The following is a 26126-nucleotide window of genomic DNA, read 5'->3' as shown; positions in this document are numbered from 1 at the left end:
CGAAGGGCAAAAGGCAAAAAACCTTAGCCTTTGACCTTTTGTCCGTAGTCTTGAACCTTTCGCTTTGAATCTAATTCCATGAATGTCATCTTTACGATCATCAATATTTTCGGTTTGGTCACCATGGGATTCAGCGGCTTAATGGCCACTTGTTTGTTGACTTCCTTTATAACTGATGACGGTGCTACTAATGCCTTTTATCAGGGCTCTTTGATTACCATGTTGCTGGGCGCGTTGATGTTTATTCCGACGCTACGCATACCCAAGAAGGTGTCAAGACAAACAGGGTTTTTGATGGTAGCGATTACTTGGTCAATAATTCCGGTATTTTGTACCTTGCCGCTGATGATGTATTTACCTGAGCTCAGCTTTATCGACGCTTATTTTGAGACTGTTTCCGGCCTTACTACGACCGGCGCGACTATATTCAGCGGTATTGATCAGTTGCCGATGTCGATTAACCTGTGGCGGCATGAGTTGAACTGGATAGCGGGTATGGGCATCATTATATTTGCGGTTGCTATTTTGCCCATTCTGGGTATCGGCGGCATGCAGTTATATATCGCGGAATCGCCGGGAACGGTCAAGGAGTCGGATTTGCCGCCGCGTATAGCACAAACTGCCAAAGCTTTATGGTTGGTCTATGCGGGCATAACTCTGGCCTGTATTGTGGCTTTGCGTTTCGCGGGTATGGATTGGTTTGATGCTATTTGTCATGCCTTTTCCGCGATGAGTTTAGGCGGATTTTCTACTCACGATAGTAGTGTCGGTTTTTTTAATTCGCTATCTATCGAGATGGTGTTAACCATCTTTCAATTGCTGGCAGCGATCAATTTCGCCACCCATTTTGTGGCTCTCCGGAAAGGATCCTTCAATCCTTATGTCGATGACAGGGAAGCAAGAGCTTTCCTCGCTTTAGTGTTGGGAAGTTGCCTGATAACGGCATCGGTGCTGTGGCATGCTGGCACTTATCCTGACTTTTTTACCGCATTACGCCATGCAACGTTTAATCTGGTCACCATCGCTACCGATTGCGGCTATGCTACACAAGATTTTAATCAATGGCCTATCTTTGTGCCAATGTGGATGTTGTTTTTATGTTGTATTTCGGCTTCTTCCGGTTCCACCGGCGGGGGTATTCGAATGATTCGTACCATCATTCTGATGAAGCAGGCACGTCTGGAATTGTTCAAGTTCATTCATCCTTTTGCGGTTAAATCCATGAAAATCGGCGACACAGTGGTGAGTAATAAAATTGTTGCCTCTGTAACCGGATTTATTTTTCTGTATTTCATTAGCATCGTCATTCTGGTGTTCATGCTGTTGTTGAGCGGTATGGATTTTATAAGCGCTTTCTCGGCTATTATCGCCTGTTTTAACAATGCCGGCCCGGGTCTTAATCAAGTGGGGCCTGCGACTAATTACGCCAGTCTGAACGACATTCAAACGGGTATTTGTATCTTTGCGATGCTTCTGGGCCGGGTGCAGATATTTTCTATTGTTATTTTATTTGTACCGGAATTTTGGAGAAAATAATTTACGTCTGAGTGTTGAGTGCGGTGGAATTTTTAAAGATGCTCCCAAGCTTTTTTGGAGTGAAAGCTAAAAGACGTTTATAGTGAGCTTTGATAAAATTTGGATAAGTGTAGCGGGTGATATGAGGATTGAGCGGGGAGTTGGCTGGTAAGTTCGCCCTGTATTTTGCAATCAAAAACAAGGCTTGTAAAAACAAAAAACCCAGCTATAAGCTGGGTTTTTTGGTACTGCCAATAATTCTATTTATAGTTGAATAGAACTAGAAATTTTTTGTGCAGATTTATCAGGATCATCCATGCAACCAGATAAGCCAACAATCATTAATGCCATAGCTATAAGAGATAAAATTTTATTCATACGAATATCCTCCAAAGGGGTTTCAATTATTTTTATTAATTTGCGCCATTAAATTAAAGCACATGCATTTTATATCATGACTCGAATGATGATGCAATAATAAAAATTGAATAATTATCCGCTCAGTTAAAGCTGATTGATGTTGTCGGGCAAATCGAAAGAGATTTGGTTGTCGGTCCATTTTGCCGTTCCGATAGTGGTCCACGGAGATGCGAAATTTTTATGTAATTGATCATGAATCCAGTAAGAAGGCGCATTGATTTTTTTGAGCTTTATGTTGAAAACGACATTTTCAAGATTTAAACCACAATCTATTCCCCAGAAAGCGGTGACTTTCATGATGAATTTGTGCAAGCGTTTGTTATCAATGTTTGGCGTTACGGCAATATTGGCCCACATGGAGTGAACGCGGCCCCAGTTGGGGGCAAGAAGACGACCTTGTTCATTGACAAAAGGTAGCCAGTGCTCAGCGCCATTTTGGTCAGTGTAGGTGAGCGCTAAAATATGATCATAGCCTGTAAAATGGTCATGCAGATAAAGCGCATGGGGTGTGATGCCCAGAAAGGTCTGTGAGGCCATTAAAATGGCGTTGCTGGCCTGTGAGATGGGATTTCGAGGGTTGTCGACATTGAGTCTGTAAATAAGCCCGTAATGAATCGAGCTGTTTAATTGAAAAACGATGAGTGCCAGTAATATTTTTGAAAGTTTCCTGGAAAATGCGTGCGGTTTTTGTGTGGCAACACCTTCAAAAAATTGATGATAGAGAGTAGTGTCCGGCAGGGCTTGTGGCAGAAGGCAGGCAGATGTGCATGGGATGCGATTGCGTGTATCGGCAATAGAACGGTATTTTTTTAAGGCAAATTGATGAATTCCCGGAAGGCTCAAAATAATACCGATAGGAAATAAATAACGCATTTTTATAAAGATCTGGGCATAAGTGTCAACGCCCGAATAAATGCGGTTGGTGCGATCCAGTGCGTATAAATCGGTTAAAAGAGTTTCATTGTTGATGGCAGCAAGCGCCGGATAGTGTGCTGCATGTTCCTGAGCGCTTTTAAAGTCTATGCAGCTGAATATGTCGAAATGATTAAGGATCAAAACGGTGCGATTACATAAAGGGCACAGCTGGTCATAAAATACGGTAAGAGAGGGCTGTTTTGCCGTGACTAAGCGGCCGATACATCGCCACCATTTAAAAGGAACCAGTAAGGCATAAAAGGCGAGCATCCCCAAGCCAAAAGGATAAATGTTGAAAGATAAAGTGATGCCAAGATGAAGACCAAGGCCGACCAGCAAATAAACTGTGCGTAACTGGCGCTGGGTGAAAAAGAAGATAAAGGTAAATTGAAAAACTAAGATGGTATAGCCAAGAATGTTTTGCAAAAACGTATTGTTCAGCAAATACGACATATCGATGGCTGAAACATAATAAGGCTGTGTTGCGGGCAGCCAAGTGCCAAGGCCGTTGCGCCAGTGTTCGGCAAACATTTTATGTATGGCTGAATCAAAGTAGAGAAAGCCGAGGCAAATAGCAACGGGCAGGATGTACGCAAGAGTTGAAACGGTTGGTTTCGGATAGGCGCTGTAATGAGTAAAAGGGGTGCTAAGCTTATGTCGAAGATGGTCTATTGAAAATGCTCGATCTCCAGGCATAAAAAGCAGGAAAAATCCCGCTCCGATCATGAATAAATCAAAGCCGCCATCAAAATCCCGTTGCATGGGGGTGAAATTAACAAAAATAATCCAGATAATGTAATTACAGGTTATTGCAAATTGGTAGCGGTAACCCACCACAATAAAAGCGGCAATAACGCCCCAAAGGCACAAGAAAAAAGGAATCATCGGGAATTCGACATCTATATAGGGAATAGGGTCGAAAATTAAGTGATTAAAGTACAGCAGGAAAATGATTTCCTGTAGAGTGATTAAGCCGTAAAGAATCCGGAATAAGCCTATGCCGATAGCAGGAGCTTGCTTGGAATGAAGTTCTAGAATTTTACTGGAGATAAGTTTATACATTTCATGATTCGAAAAATCGGGAAGATGTATAAATTATATAAGAAATGTAGGGTTTATGTATTGAAATGTGCAGACAAAACAAAGGCCGCACTCAACTCATAAAGAATTGAAGTGAGCGGCCTAAGCTAAGATTAAATCGTTTGAAGACTTATTTTTCGTCGTCTGGGTGTTCGGCAAATACCCATTTTACCAGGAAGTAGCCAGCAGCTATAACTACAACCGCGCCGACCATACCAGCTGGTTCTTTTAACATTTCGGTGATATCTAAGATCGCTCCCATGGGATGTCCTACCTATAATTTTGTATTTTTAGAAATATTGCTAATTACATAGCAAACGGAATGAGCATAATACTTTAGGGAAAGTTAAAGTCAAGGCTTATTGTCACGTGTTTTTTTTGATGAGATATAACTATTGTTCCCGGTTGAAATTTATTGCTCGATAGCCAGTGTGGTATAGTTTAGAATCTATTTTTGAGTGCTGATACATTTTGAGATAAGGAATTATGATGAATAGATGCGTTAAAATATTACCACTGGTCGCAATTTTCTTTACGTTATCAGCAAATGCTGACGTTCAACTAAAAGATAATTCTGAGATTTTAGGGAAATGGAATCTTCATGATGAAGCAGTTACGTTAACCGGCCAAAAAAAGGCCATAACACAGGAATGGGACTTTAGACCGGATGGAACTCTTATGTCAACGGCATCAGATGTGGCTGGACGAATCAGTGAACTGAAGATTGCCATTAAGTATTCCGTCGAAAATGGGGAAATTAAAAAGCAGGTAGCTCCTGGACGAGAAAAATATGAATCCTGCAAAGTGATTGAAAAAGAGGGTTCAAACATGATATTAAAGTGTGCGTATTTCTTCTTTCTAACAAAAAAATAATTTAAAAAAGGATATAGCTATGATAGGTGGCATTATAATGATTTTTGTGGCTCTCTGGATTTACCAGTCGGCTATGAGAGCAAAAACGAGTAATGTAATGATGTGGGTAGCGATTGGTACAGTTACCTTTTTTGTAGTACAGCTAGGATTTATCGATATCAATCTTTATATTTTGGAGGCAGTACGAGGTGGTGAGGGCGGTAGTGACTACGAGCGTGATTTAACCAGTATTGGCGATAGAAAAAATGAAGGCGGTTTTCAGGGATTTGGAGGCATTCTGCTTTCATTATATCTGGAACTGATGCCATCAATTGTTGGCGTTTTAGCGGCTGCGCTGGTTAGGATAAAATTTATTACCAAGGAACCAATTACAATTGGCAATTTATTTGGCGATATTAAAGAAATGTTTCAAAGCATAAAACAAAGTTTCAAAACATCGTCTGAAAAGTAAGGCGTAAAGTTGGTTATAAAAAAAAGCCCAAGTGATGCTTGGGCTTTTTTTATGGCTACATGGCTGTATTGTTTTTTAGATTATCGATTCTGATGTTTAAACGCTATTTGCCTAAAATAATAGAAACAAGAAAAACGAGACCGGAAACGAAAAGCACAGTAAAAATTAATCCTGCAATAACATACGTTGGAAGAGATCCCTGTGTGAAATCCTTTTGCCTGTTATCATCGCTTTGCACCCCAATGGCAGCAGCTAGAACGCTTTTTATGACTTGAGTAATCGTTGGTTTTGACATGCTCATCTCCGGCAAAAATAGTAAAAAATAATAGTGCTTGATTACCTTTTAAGCAATGATTATATCCAAATTAAATAACCCCCTGATCTTTCCTATGAGCAAAACAGAATTATTAAAGCAGCAATTATCCCGGCGCATTTTATTTCTCGATGGTGCGATGGGCACGATGATCCAAAGCTACAAATTAGAAGAAAAAGACTATCGTGGTCAGCGTTTTGCACAGTGGGATGTCGATCTTAAGGGGAATAACGATCTTTTGTCGCTGACCCAGCCGGACATTATTAAAGCCATTCATAGTGCCTATTTTGAAGTCGGCTCCGACATTGTTGAAACCAATACCTTCAATGCGACCAGTATCGCCATGGCCGATTACAAAATGGAATCGCTGGCCTATGAAATTAATGTTGAGGCTGCGCGAGTGGCAAAACAAGCGGCTGACGAATACACCCAAAAGACGCCGGAAAAACCGCGTTTTGTTGCCGGCGTTTTAGGTCCCACCAACCGCACGGCCTCCATGTCACCCGATGTTAACGATCCGGGCTTTCGCAATATTTTCTTTGACGACTTGGTCGTAGCTTACACAGAAGCCACTCAAGGCCTGATTGACGGCGGCGCGGATATTATTCTGATCGAAACCGTTTTCGATACCCTGAATGCCAAAGCCGCCATTTTTGCGGTTGAACAATATTTTGAACAGATCGGCTACAAACTGCCGGTGATGATTTCCGGCACCATTACCGATGCATCAGGCAGAACGCTGTCCGGACAAACTGTTGCCGCTTTCTGGAATTCACTCAAGCATGTAGAGCCGATCTCTTTCGGCTTTAACTGCGCGTTAGGCGCAACAGAACTGCGCCAATATATCGCCGAATTATCAAGTATTGCCGACACGCATATTTCCGCACATCCCAATGCGGGCTTGCCTAACGAGTTCGGAGAATACGACGAAACACCCGAAGCGATGGCCGAAGAACTGGCCGATTGGGCGCAAAACGGCTACCTGAATATTATCGGCGGTTGCTGCGGAACCTCGCCTGCGAATATCAAAGCGATCGTTGAGGCCGTGCAACAATACAGTCCAAGAATAGTTCCGGAGATACCCAAACAGTGTCGATTATCAGGACTCGAACCCATGAACATCGGGCCGGACTCGTTGTTCGTCAATGTCGGCGAGCGCACCAACGTTACCGGTTCGGCGGCATTCAAACGACTGGTTATCGAGGGCGATTTTGAAGCGGCGCTGGACGTTGCCAAGCAGCAAGTTGAAAACGGCGCGCAAATTATCGACATCAATATGGACGAAGGCATGCTGGAGTCCAAGGAAGCGATGGTACGCTTTTTGATGCTGATCGCGTCCGAGCCTGACATTGCCAAAGTGCCGATCATGCTGGATTCATCCAAATGGGAAATTCTGGAAGCCGGACTTAAATGTATTCAGGGCAAAGGCGTGGTGAATTCCATCTCGCTGAAAGAAGGCGAAGCCGCGTTTATCGAACACGCCAAACTGGTACGTCGCTATGGTGCGGCAGTTATCGTCATGGCTTTTGATGAAGAAGGGCAAGCGGATACCAAAACCCGGAAAGTCGAAATATGCCAACGGGCTTACAAGATTCTCACCGAACAAGTCGGCTTTCCGCCCGAAGATATTATTTTCGATCCCAATATATTTGCCGTCGCCACCGGTATCGACGAACACAACAATTACGGTCTGGATTTTATTGAAGCCACTCAAGAGATCAAACGCACCTTGCCTTACGCGCTGATTTCCGGTGGCGTGTCCAACGTATCGTTTTCGTTTCGGGGCAATAATCCGGTACGGGAAGCGATCCATGCGGTGTTTTTATATCATGCCATTCAGGCCGGCATGGATATGGGCATCGTCAATGCCGGTCAATTGGCGATTTATGAAGATATTCCCCGAGATCTGCGCGATGCGGTTGAAGATGTTATTTTAAACCGGCACGACGGCAGCGGCACCGATAAATTGCTGGAACTTGCCGACAAATATCGCGGCGACGGCAGCAGCAGCGCCGGAAAAGAGCAGGATCTGGAATGGCGCAGCTGGCCGGTCACCAAGCGTCTGGAACATGCGCTGGTTAAAGGCATCACCGATTACATCGACGAAGATACTGAACAGGCAAGACTGGAGGCCGAAAGACCGTTGCATGTCATTGAAGGCGCGTTAATGGATGGCATGAACGTAGTCGGCGACTTGTTCGGCGCGGGTAAAATGTTCCTGCCGCAAGTGGTTAAATCGGCGCGGGTCATGAAAAAGGCCGTGGCTTATTTGATGCCGTTTATGGAAGCCGATAAAGCGGCGGGTGAGCGGCAAACCAACGGCAAAATTCTGATGGCGACGGTAAAAGGCGATGTGCATGACATCGGCAAGAATATCGTCGGCGTGGTCTTGCAATGTAATAACTATGACGTGATTGATATGGGCGTGATGGTGCCCGCCGAAAAGATTTTACAAACCGCGCGTTTGGAAAACGTCGACATTATCGGCTTAAGCGGCCTGATTACGCCGTCGCTGGATGAAATGGTGCATGTCGCCAAAGAAATGCAGCGCCAGGGTTTTACCATCCCGTTGATGATAGGCGGCGCCACAACTTCGCGCGCGCATACCGCAGTCAAAATCGCCCCGAATTACGACGGCCCGATTGTTTACGTGACCGATGCATCGCGCGGCGTCGGCGTAGCCAGCAACTTGCTCAGCGCCGATTTAAAAGACGAGTTCGTCAACAGCATCCGGGAAGAATACGAGGAAGTCAGGGAACGGCACAAAGGCCGGGAAGCCAAAACCAAACAACATCCTTTAGAAGAAGCCCGGCGCAATAAATTCAACTGGGGCAACTACGAGCCGGTTAAACCGTCGTTCCTGGGCATAAAAGTCATCGATCATTTTCCGTTGGATACGTTGGTCTGGTATATCGACTGGTCGCCGTTTTTCCAAACCTGGGAAATGGCTGGAAGCTACCCCAAAATACTCGACGACAAAGTCATCGGCGTTGAAGCCAGAAAGCTGTTTCAAGACGCGCAGGACATGCTGAAAAAAATCATCAGCGAAGAATGGGTGACCGCCCGCGCCGTAGTCGGATTCTTCCCGGCCAACAGCGACGGCGATGATGTCGTGGTGTATACCGATGACACCCGCAGCCAGAAAAAGGAAACCCTGCATCATTTGCGTCAACAGAACGTCAAAGCGCCGGGCAGACCCAATTATTGCCTGTCCGATTTTATCGCCCCGGTTGACAGCGGAAAAGCCGACTATATCGGCGCTTTTGCGGTAACGACCGGCATCGGCATAGAGCAAAAACTGCAAGAATTTGAGCTGGATAATGATGATTACAGCTCAATCATGCTCAAAGCGCTGGCCGACAGATTGGCCGAAGCGTTTGCAGAATACATGCACCAAGTAGTCAGGAAAGAGTATTGGGGCTATGCCAAAGATGAAACTCATGAGGCCGATCAGTTAATCAACGAAGCCTATCAAGGCATACGGCCGGCGCCGGGTTACCCAGCGTGTCCCGATCATACCGAGAAGGGCAAGCTGTTTGAATTACTCAATGCGACCGAACATACCACGATAGAGCTGACCGAAAGTTATGCGATGTATCCCGCCTCAGCGGTAAGCGGCTGGTATTTTTCCCATCCCGAATCGCAGTATTTTAATGTCGGCAAGATCGATAAAGACCAACTGCAAGATTACGCCAGACGCAAAGGCATCGCCGAAGAAGTCGCCGAGCGCTGGCTGGCGGCGCATGTGCATCATTGATATGCGCTTAATACTGTTCGGCACCTCCGGCTGCCATCTCTGCGAACAGGCGGAGGTTATTGTTAATGCCTTTGTGCCGGGTGGTGTTGACTATGTGGATATTGCCGAGCAGGAACAGTGGCAGGAGCAATACGCGATACGCATTCCGGTTTTGTATGATCCGGAGAGTGGGCGGGAGTTGGGTTGGCCGTTTGATCAAGCGGAGGTTGAAGATTTTATTGATCGCGTAGCCCGTATGTAGTATCGCGGAATACGGGATGATTTGCCACGAAGCCTTGGATTCCGCAAGCTTCATCCAGGCTACTCGCTCGGGCTTGAGCAGAATAAAGCGTTGTTTGGCGAGTAAATCCCGGTCCTCGCCGAGCATCAGCTGTTGCCATGACAGTTGAAGGTTTTTTCCGTTCAGTAATGCCTCTATCACGGCCCGGATATTATTCAACAACGGATTCAGGTCGACCGGCAATTCGCGGTCATCGGTGGTAATGGCAAGCGACACAATCGACAGCAGGCTCTTCAGGCTGTTGTCGCCGGACAGTGTACCGATAAACGGTTGCGCCTCCGCCAATTTACCGGTCAATTCATTCAGGTCGTCAAGGTCGAGATAAAACAGGCCGTGCCGGTCGAAAAAGTCGCCTTCGCCCGGAATATAAACGGATTTTATCTGCTGTTGCTCATTCTTGAATTGGGCGCCAAGATAATCGAGCGCTTGCGTTGCCTGTTCCGGCGTTTCGGCATCGACGACGACCAATACCGCTTGGTCGTCCTGGGGAAAAGCTTTAAGAAAACGGGCGCGATCCTGTAAAAAGGCAAATCCTCGGATAATATTTTCGTGGTATCGGTATTAATGCCAAGATTCCGCGCGGTGTAATACAGGCTGATTGCGCAGGCAATGGCTACAAGGAAAATCAAAGTCTTCGGGAAACGCATAAAACCTGTTTCCAGAGCGGTGAGAAAAGAAACGTATAGATCGGACATCTTTTCATGCTTCACCTCGGTCTTTGTTTTTTGCTAGTTTGACATAATTTTTCGGACCTTGTACAGCGCGCTATGTGAAGCTTGTAAACCCAAGGGCAAGAAGGACGCTTGGGATTGTTTTGCCGTTTTAAAATTAAGTTATCTTAGGCTTTGCCAAAGATAACTTAATTTGTCATGCAGAATGATGGATTAATTCCCCACACCCGCAAAGCCCGGCTTCGGCAAGTCGTTATTGACCGTTTGCAGCAGTAGATCTTCATAAGTGTAAAAGCCTATAGCGCAATTTGCGAGTTGGGATAACGCGAAAGCTGCGCCGGTGCCGAATGCTTCGCGCCTGATCGATGAATGGACTAAGCGGACTGTTTGGTGGGGGAAGCCGAAAATGACTTCATGCTCGCCAATAATTCCACCGAGCCGCAACGAGGTGATTTGATTGTCCTCCAGGCCTAGTTTTTCTGCAATTTTGATTGCCGTTCCTGAAATTTCCGGCTTTTCCTTAAAATGTTGCTCAAGGATTTCCACGTCGGCGAATGGAGCGATCTTGCGCAGCAGATTGGCCGCCGTCATCAGGAAATTGATGCCCAAAGTAATATTGGGAGAACACATGACGCGCGTGTGCTTGCCAAGATTGCGAACATAAGCCAGGTCGCTTTTCGAATAAGCGGAAATCGCGCTGACCAATATGATTTTGCGTTTGCGCACTATCTCCCCGTAAGCATGAACGGCTTCCTGCGAAGAAAAATCCACTACCGCATCGACCGGATGCCGGGCAAACAATATTTCGAACGATTGCCGATCGACGCCGAAAATAGGAATAGCGGTATCAGGATGAGTTTGGGGTGAACTGGCGGCAGTGCGCCGGGCAATCCAGCAGAGTTCGAAACGCGGGTCGGTGCTGAGTACATTAGCTACGGCTTTGCCGGTCTTACCATAACCGATAAGACCGATACGTGTTTTATGGGACACGATAAACCTCCTTTGATGTGTATTGGAGAATATTAAAGATACGCAATCGAATGCATACGATTAAATGTTGGGATAGCGTAGAACAAAGAGCGAATATTGAAATGCAGTCGGAAAAAATCTAACAATACACAGCAAATGTAATGGTAGAGGCCTTTTCGCGTACCTCTGGAATGATAGCTTTTCGATCCTTAAATTTTGATTAAAGTTTGCTTAAAAAGTTTTTTTAACAATATTCTTGCTGAGTACAAGAGCGTTGTTATAGCTTGCTTTGTCGTATCAATTCCATATTTTTAGTAAATGCAGCTTACCACCTATCACGTTACTTAAATAGCACGCTACACCGGCAATCCCTGCCGGAACGACGTATTGGATATTCTCGTTAAACTGATAGGTGTTAAGGTAAATGCAGGTTGATTCGCCTCGGGATGTTATGGGCAGAACGGCCGCCCTTGGCACATAAGCTTGAGAGCGTTACATCATGTATGCCAGCCATATTACTTGAAAAAACCTATAAATAATCAGACGGAAAGGGCTTTATGTTCGATACCGAACTGATGGCGACTGACTTTAAATCTAAAATTGATTCAGTTAAAAATATCACTAGCCGATAGGTCAGATTGATGTAAGGCTTTTGCCTGACGATGCAGTGCTATTTGTTCTCAGGGATATGCGCCATCCAATATCCGGGTATAAATCATAATCGAATTGACCCTCATCATTTTATTGTTCATCTGGAGAATTAATTATGAAAACAATCAAAGCTTGTTCAGCATTTTTCCTTGCTCTGGCATTAACATCAATAGCCGGTTACGGGACGGCGATATCCGGTGAAAGAATGGATATGGCAGCCGGAGGCGGTCAAAGCGCCGGCGATTATATTGACGATGCCGTGATAACGACCAAGGTAAAAGCGGCCATCGCTGCCGATGACAATCTGAGTGCCTTCCAAATCAATGTTGAGACACTTAAAGGCGTTGTGCAATTAAGCGGCTTCGTAGACACTCATGATGAAATCACCAGAGCGGCTGAGGTTGCCCAGAAAGTTGAAGGTGTTAAATCAGTAACAACCAAGATCCAACTTAAAGACGAAAAATCAAAATAAGCTCGCCAGGAAAATAAGGATATGAACTCTTGGCGCAGGGACGGAGCATCCGAGGCCAAAACAACGGATGAACAAGCCGCCGCGACTGGCAATGCAAACATGTTGTTGACCAAGCGGACGTTAATCGTGGCAGTTGTCGGGGTTGCGGTTATTGCGTTGGTGCTGATGGTTTGGCAGGCGGCCCAGATTTTACTGCTGGTTTTCGCAAGCCTGTTATTGGCTCTTTTTCTGCGCACTCTGGCGAACTTCATCAGCAGCCGTACGTCGTTATCTGTAGCTTGGTGCCTAACGTTCGTGGTTGTACTTCTGTTAGGTGCGCTCGTACTGATTCTGGTACTGTACGGCCCGGATATTGCCGATGGTTTCTATAAATTGTTCCGGCAGCTGCCGTCGGCACAGGGGCGGTTACGGAGCCAACTTGAGCAATACGACTGGGGGCCAACGGCTATGGATGCGTTATCCCGAGCCGGACGCGGCCTGGCCAATCCACAGCAACTGGGGAACATTGCCGGGATTTTTTCGACTGCGTTCGGTGCTTTGGGCAGTCTTGTCATCGTGATCGTGCTGAGCCTTTATTTTGCGGCCGATCCGAAAACCTACGTTAGAGGCACGATACACCTGTTTCCCCAGCAGCGTAGGGAGTGTGTCGGTGAAGCTTTCGACAGGCTCGAACATGTACTTCGTTGGTGGCTGATTGGCCGGATTGCGGCCATGCTCGTAGTGGGAATATTGATCGGTACCGGACTGGCTTTATTGGGAGTGCCGTTCGCATTCATTCTTGGCCTGATTGCCGCCATGTTGGATTTCGTGCCTAACATCGGGCCGCTGATCGCTGCCGTGCCCGCTGTGATGGTCGGGTTGTCCCAAGGCGGCACGACGGCGATGTCTATCATCGCCCTTTATTTCGTGGTGCAGAGTCTGGAAGGCTATGTGATCTCACCGTATATCCAGGAAAGGATAATTTCAATGCCACCGGCGCTGTTGCTGATCGCCCAGCTGGTGCTGGGAGCCGGTTTCGGCATTCTGGGGCTTCTGCTAGCCCCGCCGCTGGCGGCCGTGATCATGGTGCTGGTGCAGATGCTGTATATGCGGGACATCTTGGAAGAGCAGGTGGACTTACCCTGAAAGCTGCTAATCAGCTTGATTTTGTAACCGTTAAATCGTTTAGTATGCTGCGAATATGATGATCATTGTTGCCACCTTCGTTATAACGCTCATCTGCGTATTTTTTGTTGTCAATCTCAGTTTTGGCAGCAAACCCATAGACGCGCGCGTCGAAACGCTTTACACCGTTGCCGACCCGCAATTCTTAAGGGCTGTGGGACATCTTTTAGGCCCCCCGGTTATCGAAGGCAACCGTGTCCAAACCTTATTGAATGGCGACGAAATTTTTCCTTCCATGCTGGAAGCCATACGCGGCGCGCGGAAAACCGTCACTTTCGAAACTTTTATTTATTGGTCCGGAACTATCGGTAAAGAGTTTGCCGAAGCACTGAGCGAACGGGCGCGGGCGAATGTGCGTGTACATGTCATGCTGGATTGGCTCGGTTGTAGCGATATCGACGAAGCCTACGTCAATCAGATGAAGCAAGCGGGTGTGGAAGTCTATCGCTACAATCCGTTACGTTGGTACACGTTGGACCGTATGAACAACCGGACGCATCGCAAACTGCTGGTGATCGACGGCAAAGTCGGTTTCACCGGCGGCGTTGGCATCGCGACACAGTGGACCGGAAATGCGCAAGACAAGGCCCATTGGCGGGATACGCATTTTCGTATTGAAGGTCCGGCGGTCGCGCAGCTACAGTCCGCTTTCATCGATAACTGGGTTCAAGTCTGCGGCCAGGTATTGCACAGTGCGGCCTATTTGCCTCCGCTCGAGCCGGCCGGTGAGTACACTGCGCAGGTGTTCAAGAGTTCGCCTGGAGGCGGCGCCGAAAGCGTTCAACTTATGTATCTGCTGTCGATTGCAGCGGCAAAAACCTCGGTGCGGTTATCGATGTCGTACTTCGTTCCCGATAAGGTCGCCATTAACACATTGGTCGCTGCGCAAAAACGCGGGGTTCGTGTACAAATGATTGTCCCGGGACCTTATATTGACCGGAAGGTGCTTCGATATGCCTCGCGCTACGCGTGGGGCGCATTGTTGCAGGCGGGCATCGAAATTTATGAATACCAGCCGACCATGTTCCACTGCAAAGTGATGATCGTGGACGAGCTATGGACCTCGGTAGGATCGACCAATTTCGACAACCGCTCATTCAGCCTTAACGACGAAGCCAACCTTAACATCTACAGCGCTGAGTTTGCACGCATACAAGCAAGGATTTTCGAACAGGATTTATGCAATTCACGCCGTATAACCTTGGAGGAATGGCAGAATAGGCCTTGGAAGAACAAAATCCGGGATAGCATTGCAGACCTTATCAGTCCGCAATTATAGAGCGGGATGCTTAATGCCTTTCAATGAAGTAAACACCTGATCGTCTTGATTGCGTAGAACTGTCAGACTGCCGTCCGTTTCCAGTACAACGGCGGCGACACTTTCCATTTCCGACGAACCTTGCGAGCGCACGGCGGCACGCACTTCGGCTTCGGTAACGCGTTCACCTTTCAAGGCCTCATGAAGAAAGCGCCCATTGAAATAAAGCAGGGAAGGCTCCGCTTTAATCAGGTTTTCCACCCGGCGCGAACGCACTGACAGCCAGGTAATGACATATTGCAGCCCAATCAATAGCGTGAAAGCCACCACGCCCTCGGCAAGAGCCACGTCCTTAGAGAGCAGAACCGTCGCCAACGTGGAGCCGATTGCCACGGTCACAACCAAGTCGAAAGCATTCATTTTCGATAAAGTGCGCTTGCCTGAAACACGCAATAGCAGCACCAAAGACAAATAGGCCAAGGTGCCGACGATGACCACTCGAAGCAAGCTAAACTCATCGTTAAAAAACATGATTTATTCCTCTTGAGTATGACTCTGGGCCAGAGCAAGCAATGTTTGTTGAAGCCGATCGGCTACGCGTCGGCGGTCGGTTTGGTTAGTGATTTGGCTCGCGTCTTCACCAACCAGCTGAGCATGCCGCATTAACAGGATGCGGTCCTGGTCGCGGTATACATCAGGCGCAATTTCGCCGATGATTGCAAGAAGGTGTAGCATCACGTCCGGATTGCGGGCGCCATAGAGACGAATCTGGCTGAAAGCGATGTCGGCCAACTCCTCGAAATCGAGCGTGCAGGCAATCACGCGCAACCGGCCGTGTTCATCCTGACGCAGCGGCATAGGTAGTTCGCGCCTTGCCACGCCGCATAGCGACGCCCCTATCCAATCGATACAAGTCAAGGCGGTGAAAGGTTCGTTGATGCCCGGCGACAGCGCATGGACCGCGATTTCGACCATCTGCTGCAACATATACTGTGCGTCCTGATGCGGCGTACGATGGGCTCCGAGACTAAAGCAGTCTCGCAATTCAAGCTCGATGTCATGGTTTATATGCGCACGCGGCAGCACACGCAGCAACGTCGAGGTAGCGGTCACGAAATCGCCGGGGCGCCTTGCCAATTGCAGCATCAAGTCGTGTTGCGTCGCCAACTGCATTAACTGTTCATCGTCCACGACTTGCACATAGCCATTGGCCGTGGATAGCACAATATCTGCGGCTTGCCATTGGCTGTCATCGGGCAACTGCTCTGAGCGGGTGTTGTCGCTGTGCGGCCGGCCGATGCGTTCGGGGAACAGAAGCGGCAGCGATTTTCGGAATTGTTCTCCCACATTGGCGATCAGATTCTCGGCCTGAATGTTTTGCGAAATGTGATGAATGAAATAGATCAGCACGGCCATTGAAGCCAGCGCCAACAGTATGCCGATGTTCACGGACAGATACGGCACGAAGCTTTTTTCTTCGAGTGAGCGCACTGTCCGCAAGACCAGCAGGCAATAGACAAAAGTGGCGATAAAGGTGCCGAGCGTGAATTGAACACCCCGGTCGGAGGTAAAGTTTCTCAGCACGCGCGGCCCGAAATGCGATGACGTTTGCGCCAGTGTGGTCACGGTCAGCGAAAACACAATCGAAACGACGGTCATGACTGAACCGGCAATGACCGACAGTACGCTACGTGCGCCTTCGGTACCGCCTGACCACACCCAGCCCATGTTACGCAGCCATGCGCTGCCGATGGCATAATCAATGGCAGTGCTACTCAGCGCCGCGCCTGCTGCAATCAGTGCCATCACTGCCGGTAAAAACCAGAAAGTATCGACCGTCGCATCACGGATTTTGATGAATTGCAGCTTCATCGCCGCTTGGAATTCTGTTCGGTTGAAAGAGCTTCTTTTAACTCACGCAATGCATCGACGATACGTGCCGGACGCGGGGCATCGCCTTTGCCTTGAGGCCAGCCTTCGCGCTGGCGTGAACGGTCGCCGTCGGATTCTTCGGTCTGGTCGTGGAACAGGATCTGTTGCGTCGGGAACGGCAAATCGAAGCCTTCGGATAAAAGCGCATTAGCTACTTTTTCCAAAACAATATCTTGCGCATTCAGGCTTTCAAACCGGCGCGGCGGTTGCACCCACCAGCGCAAGCGGATATTGACGCTGCTATCGGCCAGTTTGACCACCAGCGCATCGGGCTTCGGATCGTCAAGTACTTCCGGAATCTCTTGCACAGTATTGAGCAGAATACGCTTGGCGTGAGCGATGTCATCGCCGTAGCCGATACTGATGTCATATTCCAGGCGACGTTTTTCATAGGCGGTGTTGACCGTCACCGAATTAGTGAACAGATTGGAATTGGGAATCACCACCCGCCGCCCGTCATAAGTTCTGATGAAAGTCGCGCGAGTCTGGATGTCCTCGACCGTGCCTTCGAAATTGTTAAGAATGATCTGGTCGCCGATACGGAAAGGTTCGGCCAACAGCAGTAAAATGCCGGCAAGAAAATTTTGCAGGATGTCGCGAAAGGCAAAACCGATAGCGACGCTGGACAGCCCTAGAACATTGACCAGTTCGCCCGGCGTAAAGCCGGGAATGGCTATCACAAGAGCAATCAGCAAGCCGATAAAGATTATCAAGCCATAACTCAGCCGCCCCATCACCAGGCCCAAGTTATAGTGGCGATGGTTGCGTTGCGTGACAGCGCGTACGGTTGCCCGTACGCCTTTGCCGACCAACAGGAAAAATATAAAAACAACGACAGCAATAGCCAGATAGGGCAGCCGTTCAAAAAAGCCGCTAATCATCGTCTGCACAGAACCGGTTGCTTCGCTAAGATTAAACTTCACAGACTATACTCCATAGCGGCTAAAGAGGGCTTGTCAGGCATAAGAAAATCCGACATGCCTGCTGCCCATGAGGATTTAACTCAGCCACGACCTGAAACTGCCGGTATCCAGATGGACAAAGTTGCCTCGCCGACAATAGCCGACGCCTCCGCGGTGCATCTCCAATGCGGCGTTCCTAATCTTGCGCGTGTCCAGTCCGCCCACGTGAAGATCGATAGCGCGGCCTTGCATATGGAGACTGTGTTTTGCGATGCCACGGTTTTTTTTCCGTAATCTCGCATTGGTACGCGGCGAGCGATAACCCGAGGTAACAACAAAAGATTTATTGATCCCGAGTACAAGCTTCAAATCATATAACTGATCCAGCAAGGCCGGATCAATCGGATGAACGGCGTCGGTATGGTAATCACGCATCAGGTAATTGATTTCCTGCAAGGCGTCTTCAATATAATCGCCCTGTTCAAAATAGGTTAACTTCAGCTTATCGCCGGTATGGACATGGTTTAAGGCAATCGTTTTGTGTGCCGGTGGCGATCTGACTGCGGCATTTAAACTTTCTATCCCGCTCAGTGTCAGTAAGGAAATACCGGCTACCGTTTTTAAAAAACCGCGCCTGGACGCTACAAAACGGTCATCATTACTGTTTATGCTTTCTATTATGGGCTTGTTCATAATATGTCTTTATAACGCTTAGCTTTAAAACAATCTTATACCCAAAGGGCATAAGTTTCGTTTGAGCAGACGAGCTGCTCAACTCAGCTTTAAATAGCCGCAACAATACGCAACTACTTAACCCCGACAGCTCCCAGCTAATTAAGGACACTCTTCTGTTGCATTCGGCATGCAATTCCCGATAAACCCATTCAGCCGTTGCTGAATCACATGCCATGCAAGTTAAACTCAGTGCGTTACCATGCCCGCCATTTGCCGGCAGCTTTCGGCACATTGACGGCAAGTGGATGCGCACTCTTCCATATCGCCGACATTGCTACAGTCCATGGCGCAGGCTTCGCAGATTTCTGCGCAGACTTCACAGGTACGGTTATGGAAACGCGAACCGCTCAGCATGAAGTTGGCCGACAACTGGCAGATTTCGGCGCAGTTCATCATGAGTCGGAAGTGTTCCGGTTCAACGTGCCGCCCACCCATCTCCAGGCATTGGTTCATCGCGGTCTGTAGGCAGACTTGGGCACAACGGATACAGTCTTCTATACAGGACTGCATGGATGAGAGAGGGCCGGTTGATGATTTTGCTTGTTCGGATTGAGAAGTATGCATGAGGGTTTCTCCAAAATTTTTAAAAGACAAACATCAGTAGAGAAGACGCTATTTTTTTGAAAATAAGGTTTACAGGTTACGCCGAAACCTGATTTGTAAATTACCCGAAACAGTACTTTTAGTCCGTACGTTGCCGTACTTAACCTTTATTTTGCGCTAGATATAATGACTTTTTTGATACGCTTACGGCCCCACCTTTGAAAAAAGAAATGCCGTTTTTATGCGCCGATGTGGAAACTTGAGCTAGCCCGGAGCGGGCTGTTGGCCGATTAAAAACCGCTTAGAAGGGGAATTTAAATATCTGGTGTTTACTCTAAGGGCTACCGGGTCGGTAGCCCTTAGAATTTATAATGGGACCGGATGATTATTTCACTTTCATTCAGCCCAGCAACAGCCGCGGATTTAGTGTGAAGGCCGATACGTATTTTATTGGTCAATTGAAATCTCCTGTATCTATGTAATTATATGATTAAAATCATTAATTATTCCTTAAAGTACAATGCTCATACGAGCTTTTACAGCACACACGAAGCTGTTCAAACGCAAAATCTTGTTTTTTTCCAAGTCGAATAAACAGTGGTTTATGCAGGATACTTGTTACAATTGAATTTCACCCTATTCTGTAATTTAACCTCTGCCGGAGTCTACCTATGGAAGCTTATCCCTCTGAACTCCTACTGATCGTATTCGTTGGAATGCTGGCACCGCTCCTTGCCGAGATACCCACAGGCTTTCGCTTGCCGGTTGTGGTTCTTGAAATCGTTTTGGGAATAGTGATAGGCCCCCAGGCATTCCATCTGGCCAATCCTGATGGCATGATCGCCATGCTGGGAGAGCTTGGCTTGGCCTTTTTGCTGTTCCTGGTAGGACTTGAAATCGATTTCGACAAGATTCGCGGCAAACCCTTGTCATTGGCGGTAGGCAGTTGGTTTATTACCTTCCTGTTGGCGATAGTTTGTATGTTTTTCTTCAATGTCATCGGACTCATCCAGAGTCCGCCTTTATTGGCCGCAACCGCCTTATCCACCACCGCCTTGGGCATACTGGCGCCCATTCTGCGCGACCGGGGCGAACTGAACACCGATTTCGGCAAGTACATCGTGGCAACCGCCGCTGTCGGTGAGTTCGGCCCTTTGGTGATCATTTCGCTGTTGCTGATCACCACCCATGACACTTTTCTACACACGCTGTTCATAGTGACCTTTATCATCATCTCCTTGGCCGTGGCGAATATCGCCCTGCACATGCGCTCGTCGCCATTGCTCGATAAATTGGCGCACACCATGCAGAGCAGCGGCCAGCTTCCGGTGCGAATTTGTATCTTGTTGCAGGTCTTGTTAGCCACGCTCGCCGCTAAATTCGGCCTGAATATCGTGCTGGGAGCATTTACTGCGGGCATGGTGGTCAGACTCGCCATTAAAGGCACAGAGGGCGAGCTGTTGCAGCATAAGTTGGATGCAATCGGTTATGGCTTCCTGATACCCATCTTCTTTATCGTCGCAGGCATGAAGTTCGAACTCAGCGCGCTATGGTCTACTCCCCTCGCTCCCATACAAATCGCTCTTTTGTCGGGTTTGTTGGTTCTGGTTCGAGGCGTTCCGTTGTTCTTTTACAAGCATGAACTGACTGCCGAAGAAAAAATACCCTTCATATTTTATTCGGCCACAGGCCTGCCGCTGATCGTTATCATCAGTGAAATCGGCGTTTCTTCTGGATTGATGCCGCCGGACAGGGCCTCAATCCTGGTGAGCGCGGGTGTGGTTTCGGTGTTGTTGTTCCCCGTGTTGGCCGTAAAACTGCGCGCGAAATTCAGCCTGCCTTGGTGAATGCGCGGGAGCGCTGGCGTTCCTCGGGTGTGTCGTCAACGTTGATCGGGGTGGTGGTTGCGGTGGCATTATTGCCGCCGCTAGGAGCCTGTCGGACAGACTCCTAGCTCAGCAAGATACGCAGCACCAAGACCCCGGCTATCGAGATTCAAAAAACGCGATGGCTTCAAAATGTTCTGCTTCAGCACCGGGGGGAAGTAATAACTCACCGCAATAATGCCCGCGCTTTGCGGCTAACTTCTTCGGCGGGGATAAGCTGTACAAGCCCCTGATCTATTTCTGCCGCCCTGCGCTCCGCCTCGTCAAGCCATGCCTGCTCAATTTCAGGTTCAGACATATCTTCAAGGCTTAACAATAGCTTATGAGCGAGCTTGGCTCTATCCGATACAGGCAGATGCAAAGCTTCGCGTTCAATTGTGGTTGGGTCCATAGTTCGCAATCGTTTGATTAAGAATGGCATTAAAGCTATCAGAGCTCGGTAAGGTACGTAACTGAAAACAGAAAAGTCGGGCTTATGCCCGACTTTTCTAAGCTTTATTCAACCATACTACCCAACTGAGAGGGAGTAATCCCTTTAAGCCGGGCATTAACTGCCGGTTCCTCGGCTTGACCTTGCTGATTGATAAAGGTAAACGGTACAGAAACCAGTCTCATGCCCCTGTTAATCTGAACCGCGAAATGCAAATGCGGGCCGGTGGTAAAACCGGTGTTGCCCGAATAACCGATCAATTGTCCGGCCGCTACCGCCAAGCCCGGATAAACCTGGGCTTTTTCCAGTTCCAGGTGGGCGTAAACTGTCATAGAACCGTCATCGTGCAGAATCCTGATGTTGTTGGCTTCGGAAGCGTAGGCTTTATTGGAGCCGCCTTTATAAAAATCATCCTCGGCTTCCAGGACAATACCTGATCTGGCTGCATGAACCGGTGTGCCAATCGGCATGACTATATCTACGGCATATTTGTTTTGTTCGTCGGTATGGCTGAAATTGCCGCTGAAAGCTTGGGAAATTTGAAACGATGTACCAGGGGCTAGCGGCGGCAAATAGCGGGCTGTTGAGCTGTAATGGGCTAGAGGGCCACCGATGATATAGCGGTATTTAAGTCCGAGTCGCCATGGTTTATGTTCGTCAATGCCATTTATATCAAAAAGCGTGTCCGATGTTCCGGGTTCAATAACAAACAGTCTGGGCAGGTCAGGCGTAGCCCGGACATTGTCTTGCTCGGAAAAATTGATTTCGACTTCCACGGGGCCTGCATAATCATTACGGATATAAAACCTGGGATGCCGTTCTTCGCCCGACCGCAATAGCCAAACTAATTGCTTGGGTGCGGCTTTAAGTTGCCTGACTTCAACTTTTAACTCGGTTTGATTTTGGCTGGATGCCGTAGGCCTGTCGGTAAAATGCCATATACCTTGCTCGTCCTGAAATTTATAGAGCTTTTGTCCAACGGCAGTTAACGAATGCAGCAGTAACAGGATAAAAATTGATAGCGAAATTCGTATCATTTTAGGTGCCTTTTAAACTTTATCTTCATCCATTAACCTACGGCTGACCGGTTTTTGAGCGACATAACCAGATTGATGAGGTTGTCGGTTTATGTCAGGTTGGTGGTTGGGAGAGGCGGAAAAAGAATATTCATTGATTAAAATAGGAACAAACAGTGCAATCATTACCGCAATTGCAACAAAAGCAGGATGAATAACGCCTGCTAACCAATAGGCCATTACACTTCCCCAGACCATGCGCATTGGCGTGGGCATTTTAACAATTTTCAAAATAGGCTCCTTAGTTATAAACAGAGTCGTAGGATATGTTTGATATTGACGGGCTTTCGCTTAAGGCAGGACAAGCGGCAAGGCTTAAACTATCCCGTGGCATTTTTGGTATTATGGCAGCTGATTTCAATGAGCCTTCATTTACAAAAGGCAATCATAGACCGATTTTGAAAATAAAACATGCACTATTCAAACAGTAAGTATTGGGATTTTGGCGCCCCAATTGCCGGTATTTTACTCACTTTATCTTTTGCCCCCTTTGATTATTCCTGTTTGGCGCCGGTAGCGTTGGCGTTTTTATTCGCCTGCTGGCAGAATAATTCGGCTAAGCAGGCGGCTTTGCGCGGTTATTTATTCGGCTTGGGTGCGTTCGGTTCAGGGGTATCCTGGGTTTACATCAGCATGCATGATTTTGGCGGAGCCGGAGTGCTTGAGGCGACTCTGCTGACCACTTTGTTTTCCGCTTTCTGGGCATTATTTCCGGCCTTAACCGGTTATCTTGCAGTAAAAACGAATCCGGCAAATAAGGGATCGGTTCGGATCATGTTGATGCCGGTTATCTGGATACTGGTTGAATATTTCCGGGGCTATTGGGTGTTGAACGGATTTCCCTGGTTGCATGTTGCATACTCCCAGTTGGAGACTCCTCTGGCCGGATACATACCGGTATTGGGCGTTTACGGTACCGGTTTTATTGTGGCATTAACGGCTTCGGTTGCTGTAGAAGTTTTGCGTATGGCGGCACGGGCAGAGATTTTGTTCCGTACAAAACCTGCATTTTCGGGTATTAGGGGGGGAAGCGGATTCGCTAACGCACCCTTACGGGGCATTCGCCCTGGGCGACTAAAGTCGCCCCTACCGTTAATAATGGTGCTTGCCGTTTTGTGGGGAGCGGGCGGCTTGCTGCGGAACGTAACATGGACCCATGAAATCGGGCAGCCCCTTCGCGTTTCCATGATTCAAGGCAATATAGCGCAGGATCAAAAGTGGCGGCCGGAAAATAAAATTACCACGCTTTTAAAATATAAAAAGATGACCGAAGAGCATTGGGATTCCAATGTCATTATTTGGCCGGAAACCGCAATTCCGGCCTATCTGGACCAGGTTAAAGATGCCTTTTTAGCACCCTTGGGTAACAACGCCAAGCTGCACAATACCGATTTAATCATCAGCGTCCCGGTACAGGAACAATCTCCGACCAGGAGCTTCAATGCCGTGATAACCTTGGGCAAGGAAGAAGGCATGTACCGTAAAATCCATTTATTGCCTTTTGGCGAATATCTGCCGCTACAGCCCTTATCCGGTTTTGTGCTTAACCTAATAAATATAAGATTGGGTAATTTCACGCCGGGGGCGGTAAACCAGCCCTTGTTGAAAGCGGGCGGTTATCCGTTTATAACTTTGATCTGTTACGAAGACGTATTTGGCGATTTGAGTATTCGAGGATTGCCGGACGCAGCTTATCTGGTTAACGTGACCAATGACGGCTGGTTCGGCAACTCGATAGAACCTCATCAGCATATGCAAATGGCAAGAATGCGGGCGATGGAAACCGGGCGCTTTTTGTTGCGGGCGACAAACACGGGCATGACGGCTGTAGTTTCTCCAAAGGGAGAGATCGTCAATCTGGCGCCTTTGTTTCAGGAAACGGCACTTACCGGAACTATAATCCCGATGGGTGGCATGACGCCTTACGCGAACTTGGGGGACAAACCGGTTATTTGGGTAATGGTTATTTTATTATTAGGTTTGATGGGGTACGGCAGGTTTTTTAACTTAAAAGATTAGTGTAGCCGCTTCACTTAAGTGTAAGAGTCCAGACCTGGTCAGACATTATTTAAAACTCAATTCCAATAAAATTGAACATTGGCGGCATCGACCCAAACCAGACTGTCGAAAGCTGACGATATAAGTATTCGCACATATCCCAAAACGCTAAATTAACGCTTAAGCTATCCCATCCTTTGATGATACTTTGGCCCTAGGGGGAGCAAAGCAATTTCATGCCCCCCTCTTTTTTGTATTTAATTAATGGGTTCATCTGCGTACTAAAGCTCTTTAAAACTGGTACTCGGTCAATTCTATTTTGACGGGTAAAAGTAAATCCGTTCGTCCTGAGCAAAGTAAGCCCCCTTCGGTGGCAAGGCGTTACCAAGAAACAGCCGCTGTTTGGCGCAATTTTTTGTATTTTATATTTTTTCAAGCCATTGATATTACAAATACAAAAAGCTGTTTCTTGAGAGCCTGTCATGAGCTTGTCGAATGAGATGAGCGAATTTACGCTGAGCTAAACAATTTTTACACGACATAACCAGACTGACTGAGTACTGGAATTACTATGACAATACACATTGAATTTACTTCGGAAACATTAGGAATTTTAAAAAGGAAAGGCATGCCCACCTCATCCCGTTAGTTCGCCGCCTAGAAACACTGTGGCTAAAAAGCCGAGGCCTATCCAATTATAGGATCGCCTTATTGGTGGACGTTTATGAAACTACTTTGCGTGATTACTTTCAGTTGTATCAACAAAGCGGAGTAGAGTGCCTCAAAAGTCGTTACTTTTGTTTCGATTAAAACTAAATCAACGCTTGCGCGTGACATTCCGGTGTCAATCAGCGACCAGTATATTTACCAGTAAACAGCGTCATAATTGACCATGTAAATTATTATACTGTTTTGTAAGGCTTATTTTCTGGTGAGACAGTAAAAAGCGATGCTGAAAGTGGCAACTTTTTCATGCTAATGTCCAATGAGAGTCGCCGGTATCGTCAACCTAACGAAAATGAGGTAAAAACAAATGAGCGAAAAAAAAGAGCAATAGCAAAAAATGGCAGAGGATAACTTGAAGGAGGCAAAGACAGTAGCAGAGTTAACACAATCGAAAGATAAACTGGCGCTGGATACTAAGTGGATCGCATGAAGTTCGTTGGTTATTGCTGCCAGCTGTGCTGACAACGCAAACGAACTTCTCGCCGGGCACTTACCGATAGGGGAATCAACATAAAATAATAACACCCCCGTTATGAAAATAACGGGGGTGTTATTTCAATTACCTACGTCACCAGTGACGTTGCTGGTTTTTCTCTTTTCTATATTCTTGAAGGTTTCAGCTTGCAACTGCTCTACCGCGCCACTTTGCAAATGCTTAGTTTCGTCCTTTTTCAGCAACACAACTAAAACAATAACAGCAGCAATGGCAACGCCAGCGATCAACCATGTGTTGTCTTTTTCTTTTTCTTCAGCCATTTTAAGATCCTCGTAGTCTATTTAATTATATTTCGTTCCCTTTCCTCAAAGGGCGCTTGACTGGACAAAATGATATGCAGGTCTGCAATTGGTCAAAAATTGCTGATCTATCACCCCGCCCATAATCTAACAATACATATTCAGAATTGAATGCACAATATGTAATGATACCTATATTTACTAACTCAAAAAATCGGCGGCTTTTATATGCATGTAAACAATTCATGAAGTTTACTGACTGTCCGGTTTTGGCCGAAAACAGCCAGCGCGTAGCGCGTAGGACGGGTAGAATGCAGTGAAAAACCCATCTCAATGATAGTGAATTAGGATGGGTTTCGTTATCACTCTACCCA

The 26126-nt window shown here is 47.3% G+C and carries 26 protein-coding genes; 13 read left to right on the top strand and 13 right to left on the bottom strand.

Annotation, left to right across the window (positions count from 1 at the left end; genetic code table 11):
* Positions 1-78 precede the first annotated feature (78 nt).
* Positions 79-1536 (top strand): TrkH family potassium uptake protein, encoded by a 1458-nt coding sequence (locus tag Q8L79_RS18710; RefSeq protein WP_305274208.1) that lies wholly within the window; start codon positions 79-81, stop codon positions 1534-1536.
* Positions 1537-2019: 483 nt separating this feature from the next.
* Here Q8L79_RS18710 and Q8L79_RS18705 read toward each other — a convergent pair whose 3' ends face one another.
* Together Q8L79_RS18705 and Q8L79_RS18700 are read right to left on the bottom strand one after the other, a co-directional pair.
* Positions 2020-3912, bottom strand: coding sequence for a DCC1-like thiol-disulfide oxidoreductase family protein (locus tag Q8L79_RS18705; RefSeq protein ID WP_305274207.1), 1893 nt, complete (start codon positions 3910-3912; stop codon positions 2020-2022).
* A gap of 148 nt (positions 3913-4060) precedes the next feature.
* Positions 4061-4192 (bottom strand): hypothetical protein, encoded by a 132-nt coding sequence (locus tag Q8L79_RS18700; RefSeq protein WP_006890565.1) that lies wholly within the window; start codon positions 4190-4192, stop codon positions 4061-4063.
* Positions 4193-4416: 224 nt separating this feature from the next.
* On the opposite strand from Q8L79_RS18700, the gene Q8L79_RS18695 reads away from it, so the two are divergent.
* Both Q8L79_RS18695 and Q8L79_RS18690 read left to right on the top strand, forming a co-directional pair.
* Positions 4417-4803 carry a hypothetical protein gene (locus Q8L79_RS18695; protein WP_305274206.1) on the top strand — a complete coding sequence of 129 codons (387 nt, stop codon included), beginning with the start codon at positions 4417-4419 and terminating at the stop codon, positions 4801-4803.
* A gap of 19 nt (positions 4804-4822) precedes the next feature.
* A complete protein-coding gene (locus Q8L79_RS18690; RefSeq protein ID WP_305274205.1) occupies positions 4823-5254 on the top strand; it encodes a hypothetical protein in 432 nt (143 codons plus the stop codon).
* A gap of 103 nt (positions 5255-5357) precedes the next feature.
* Here the strand turns inward: Q8L79_RS18690 and Q8L79_RS18685 are convergent, their stop codons facing one another.
* A complete protein-coding gene (locus Q8L79_RS18685; RefSeq protein WP_305274204.1) occupies positions 5358-5549 on the bottom strand; it encodes a DUF2970 domain-containing protein in 192 nt (63 codons plus the stop codon).
* Positions 5550-5643: 94 nt separating this feature from the next.
* On the opposite strand from Q8L79_RS18685, the gene metH reads away from it, so the two are divergent.
* The 3 genes from metH to Q8L79_RS18670 all read left to right on the top strand — a co-directional run bounded on the left by metH (position 5644) and on the right by Q8L79_RS18670 (position 10126).
* On the top strand, positions 5644-9324 hold the full coding sequence (gene metH / locus Q8L79_RS18680) for a methionine synthase (protein ID WP_305274203.1): 3681 nt from the start codon (positions 5644-5646) through the stop codon (positions 9322-9324).
* A complete protein-coding gene (locus Q8L79_RS18675; RefSeq protein WP_370870049.1) occupies positions 9221-9565 on the top strand; it encodes a glutaredoxin family protein in 345 nt (114 codons plus the stop codon). The genes metH and Q8L79_RS18675 overlap by 104 nt, the downstream gene beginning before the upstream one ends.
* A gap of 309 nt (positions 9566-9874) precedes the next feature.
* A complete protein-coding gene (locus Q8L79_RS18670) occupies positions 9875-10126 on the top strand; it encodes a hypothetical protein (RefSeq protein WP_305274202.1) in 252 nt (83 codons plus the stop codon).
* 362 nt (positions 10127-10488) lie between these two features.
* Here Q8L79_RS18670 and Q8L79_RS18665 read toward each other — a convergent pair whose 3' ends face one another.
* On the bottom strand, positions 10489-11265 hold the full coding sequence (locus tag Q8L79_RS18665; protein WP_305274201.1) for a dihydrodipicolinate reductase C-terminal domain-containing protein: 777 nt from the start codon (positions 11263-11265) through the stop codon (positions 10489-10491).
* A gap of 745 nt (positions 11266-12010) precedes the next feature.
* Here Q8L79_RS18665 and Q8L79_RS18660 point away from each other — a divergent pair.
* The 3 genes from Q8L79_RS18660 to Q8L79_RS18650 are packed head-to-tail and all read left to right on the top strand — an operon-like array spanning position 12011 to position 14810.
* Positions 12011-12367, top strand: a complete 357-nt coding sequence (locus Q8L79_RS18660; RefSeq protein WP_305274200.1) for a BON domain-containing protein — start codon at positions 12011-12013, stop codon at positions 12365-12367.
* A gap of 21 nt (positions 12368-12388) precedes the next feature.
* Positions 12389-13492 carry an AI-2E family transporter gene (locus Q8L79_RS18655; protein WP_305274199.1) on the top strand — a complete coding sequence of 368 codons (1104 nt, stop codon included), beginning with the start codon at positions 12389-12391 and terminating at the stop codon, positions 13490-13492.
* Positions 13493-13547: 55 nt separating this feature from the next.
* Positions 13548-14810: a phosphatidylserine/phosphatidylglycerophosphate/cardiolipin synthase family protein gene (locus Q8L79_RS18650; RefSeq protein WP_305274198.1), complete on the top strand. Its 1263-nt coding sequence runs from the start codon at positions 13548-13550 to the stop codon at positions 14808-14810.
* On the opposite strand, the gene Q8L79_RS18645 is transcribed toward Q8L79_RS18650, so the two are convergent.
* The 5 genes from Q8L79_RS18645 to Q8L79_RS18625 form a co-directional block, all read right to left on the bottom strand.
* A complete protein-coding gene (locus Q8L79_RS18645) occupies positions 14805-15320 on the bottom strand; it encodes a DUF421 domain-containing protein (protein WP_305274197.1) in 516 nt (171 codons plus the stop codon). The two genes, Q8L79_RS18650 and Q8L79_RS18645, sit on opposite strands and share 6 nt — an antisense overlap.
* Positions 15321-15323: 3 nt before the next feature.
* Positions 15324-16661: a DUF2254 domain-containing protein gene (locus tag Q8L79_RS18640; RefSeq protein ID WP_305274196.1), complete on the bottom strand. Its 1338-nt coding sequence runs from the start codon at positions 16659-16661 to the stop codon at positions 15324-15326.
* Positions 16658-17644, bottom strand: a complete 987-nt coding sequence (locus Q8L79_RS18635) for a mechanosensitive ion channel family protein (protein ID WP_305274195.1) — start codon at positions 17642-17644, stop codon at positions 16658-16660. Before Q8L79_RS18635 ends, Q8L79_RS18640 begins: the two co-directional genes overlap by 4 nt.
* Positions 17645-17719: 75 nt before the next feature.
* On the bottom strand, positions 17720-18316 hold the full coding sequence (locus Q8L79_RS18630) for a YcbK family protein (protein ID WP_305274194.1): 597 nt from the start codon (positions 18314-18316) through the stop codon (positions 17720-17722).
* Positions 18317-18544: 228 nt separating this feature from the next.
* Positions 18545-18922: a four-helix bundle copper-binding protein gene (locus tag Q8L79_RS18625; protein ID WP_305274193.1), complete on the bottom strand. Its 378-nt coding sequence runs from the start codon at positions 18920-18922 to the stop codon at positions 18545-18547.
* A 650-nt stretch (positions 18923-19572) separates the two neighbouring features.
* Between Q8L79_RS18625 and Q8L79_RS18620 the strand changes: the two genes are divergently transcribed.
* A complete protein-coding gene (locus Q8L79_RS18620; RefSeq protein ID WP_305274192.1) occupies positions 19573-20748 on the top strand; it encodes a cation:proton antiporter in 1176 nt (391 codons plus the stop codon).
* A gap of 205 nt (positions 20749-20953) precedes the next feature.
* Here Q8L79_RS18620 and Q8L79_RS18615 read toward each other — a convergent pair whose 3' ends face one another.
* The 3 genes from Q8L79_RS18615 to Q8L79_RS18605 all read right to left on the bottom strand — a co-directional run bounded on the left by Q8L79_RS18615 (position 20954) and on the right by Q8L79_RS18605 (position 22524).
* Entirely contained in the window at positions 20954-21178 is a 225-nt protein-coding gene (locus Q8L79_RS18615; RefSeq protein ID WP_006890558.1) for an addiction module protein, read from the bottom strand.
* 104 nt (positions 21179-21282) lie between these two features.
* The gene (locus Q8L79_RS18610; RefSeq protein ID WP_305274191.1) at positions 21283-22254 is read right to left on the bottom strand and encodes a peptidoglycan DD-metalloendopeptidase family protein; all 972 of its coding nucleotides are present in this window, start codon (positions 22252-22254) and stop codon (positions 21283-21285) included.
* Between the two features lie 12 nt (positions 22255-22266).
* Entirely contained in the window at positions 22267-22524 is a 258-nt protein-coding gene (locus tag Q8L79_RS18605; protein ID WP_305274190.1) for a hypothetical protein, read from the bottom strand.
* Between the two features lie 35 nt (positions 22525-22559).
* Here Q8L79_RS18605 and Q8L79_RS18600 point away from each other — a divergent pair, with 35 nt between their 5' ends.
* The 3 genes from Q8L79_RS18600 (at position 22560) to Q8L79_RS20165 (ending at position 25101) form a co-directional block, all read left to right on the top strand.
* A complete protein-coding gene (locus tag Q8L79_RS18600; RefSeq protein WP_305274189.1) occupies positions 22560-22724 on the top strand; it encodes a hypothetical protein in 165 nt (54 codons plus the stop codon).
* Positions 22705-24312, top strand: a complete 1608-nt coding sequence (lnt, locus tag Q8L79_RS18595; RefSeq protein WP_305274188.1) for an apolipoprotein N-acyltransferase — start codon at positions 22705-22707, stop codon at positions 24310-24312. The genes Q8L79_RS18600 and lnt overlap by 20 nt, the downstream gene beginning before the upstream one ends.
* Before the next feature lie 567 nt (positions 24313-24879).
* Positions 24880-25101, top strand: coding sequence for a helix-turn-helix domain-containing protein (locus tag Q8L79_RS20165; RefSeq protein WP_370870051.1), 222 nt, complete (start codon positions 24880-24882; stop codon positions 25099-25101).
* Between the two features lie 471 nt (positions 25102-25572).
* On the opposite strand, the gene Q8L79_RS18590 is transcribed toward Q8L79_RS20165, so the two are convergent.
* Positions 25573-25773, bottom strand: coding sequence for a hypothetical protein (locus Q8L79_RS18590; RefSeq protein WP_305274187.1), 201 nt, complete (start codon positions 25771-25773; stop codon positions 25573-25575).
* Between the last annotated feature and the right edge of the window lie 353 nt (positions 25774-26126).

The sequence above is a fragment of the Methylobacter sp. genome, assembly GCF_030680395.1.
Classification (GTDB): Bacteria; Pseudomonadota; Gammaproteobacteria; order Methylococcales; family Methylomonadaceae; genus Methylobacter_A.
Note: the sequence above shows the minus strand (reverse complement) of the source record. Positions and strands in the feature narration are given on the sequence as shown.

Coding starts and splice junctions, on each gene's coding strand:
- Q8L79_RS18600 (WP_305274189.1), top strand. CDS start 22,560: ATGTTTGATATTGACGGGCTTTCGCTTAAGGCAGGACAAGCGGCAAGG.
- Q8L79_RS18620 (WP_305274192.1), top strand. CDS start 19,573: ATGGAAGCTTATCCCTCTGAACTCCTACTGATCGTATTCGTTGGAATG.
- Q8L79_RS18650 (WP_305274198.1), top strand. CDS start 13,548: ATGATGATCATTGTTGCCACCTTCGTTATAACGCTCATCTGCGTATTT.
- Q8L79_RS18690 (WP_305274205.1), top strand. CDS start 4,823: ATGATAGGTGGCATTATAATGATTTTTGTGGCTCTCTGGATTTACCAG.
- lnt (WP_305274188.1), top strand. CDS start 22,705: ATGCACTATTCAAACAGTAAGTATTGGGATTTTGGCGCCCCAATTGCC.
- Q8L79_RS18700 (WP_006890565.1), bottom strand. CDS start 4,192: ATGGGAGCGATCTTAGATATCACCGAAATGTTAAAAGAACCAGCTGGT.
- Q8L79_RS18610 (WP_305274191.1), bottom strand. CDS start 22,254: ATGATACGAATTTCGCTATCAATTTTTATCCTGTTACTGCTGCATTCG.
- Q8L79_RS18630 (WP_305274194.1), bottom strand. CDS start 18,316: ATGAACAAGCCCATAATAGAAAGCATAAACAGTAATGATGACCGTTTT.
- Q8L79_RS18675 (WP_370870049.1), top strand. CDS start 9,221: ATGTCGGCAAGATCGATAAAGACCAACTGCAAGATTACGCCAGACGCA.
- Q8L79_RS18625 (WP_305274193.1), bottom strand. CDS start 18,922: ATGCATACTTCTCAATCCGAACAAGCAAAATCATCAACCGGCCCTCTC.
- Q8L79_RS18660 (WP_305274200.1), top strand. CDS start 12,011: ATGAAAACAATCAAAGCTTGTTCAGCATTTTTCCTTGCTCTGGCATTA.
- Q8L79_RS18640 (WP_305274196.1), bottom strand. CDS start 16,661: ATGAAGCTGCAATTCATCAAAATCCGTGATGCGACGGTCGATACTTTC.
- Q8L79_RS18615 (WP_006890558.1), bottom strand. CDS start 21,178: ATGGACCCAACCACAATTGAACGCGAAGCTTTGCATCTGCCTGTATCG.
- Q8L79_RS18685 (WP_305274204.1), bottom strand. CDS start 5,549: ATGTCAAAACCAACGATTACTCAAGTCATAAAAAGCGTTCTAGCTGCT.
- Q8L79_RS18590 (WP_305274187.1), bottom strand. CDS start 25,773: ATGGCTGAAGAAAAAGAAAAAGACAACACATGGTTGATCGCTGGCGTT.
- Q8L79_RS18695 (WP_305274206.1), top strand. CDS start 4,417: ATGATGAATAGATGCGTTAAAATATTACCACTGGTCGCAATTTTCTTT.
- metH (WP_305274203.1), top strand. CDS start 5,644: ATGAGCAAAACAGAATTATTAAAGCAGCAATTATCCCGGCGCATTTTA.
- Q8L79_RS18655 (WP_305274199.1), top strand. CDS start 12,389: ATGAACTCTTGGCGCAGGGACGGAGCATCCGAGGCCAAAACAACGGAT.
- Q8L79_RS18645 (WP_305274197.1), bottom strand. CDS start 15,320: ATGTTTTTTAACGATGAGTTTAGCTTGCTTCGAGTGGTCATCGTCGGC.
- Q8L79_RS18710 (WP_305274208.1), top strand. CDS start 79: ATGAATGTCATCTTTACGATCATCAATATTTTCGGTTTGGTCACCATG.
- Q8L79_RS18705 (WP_305274207.1), bottom strand. CDS start 3,912: ATGTATAAACTTATCTCCAGTAAAATTCTAGAACTTCATTCCAAGCAA.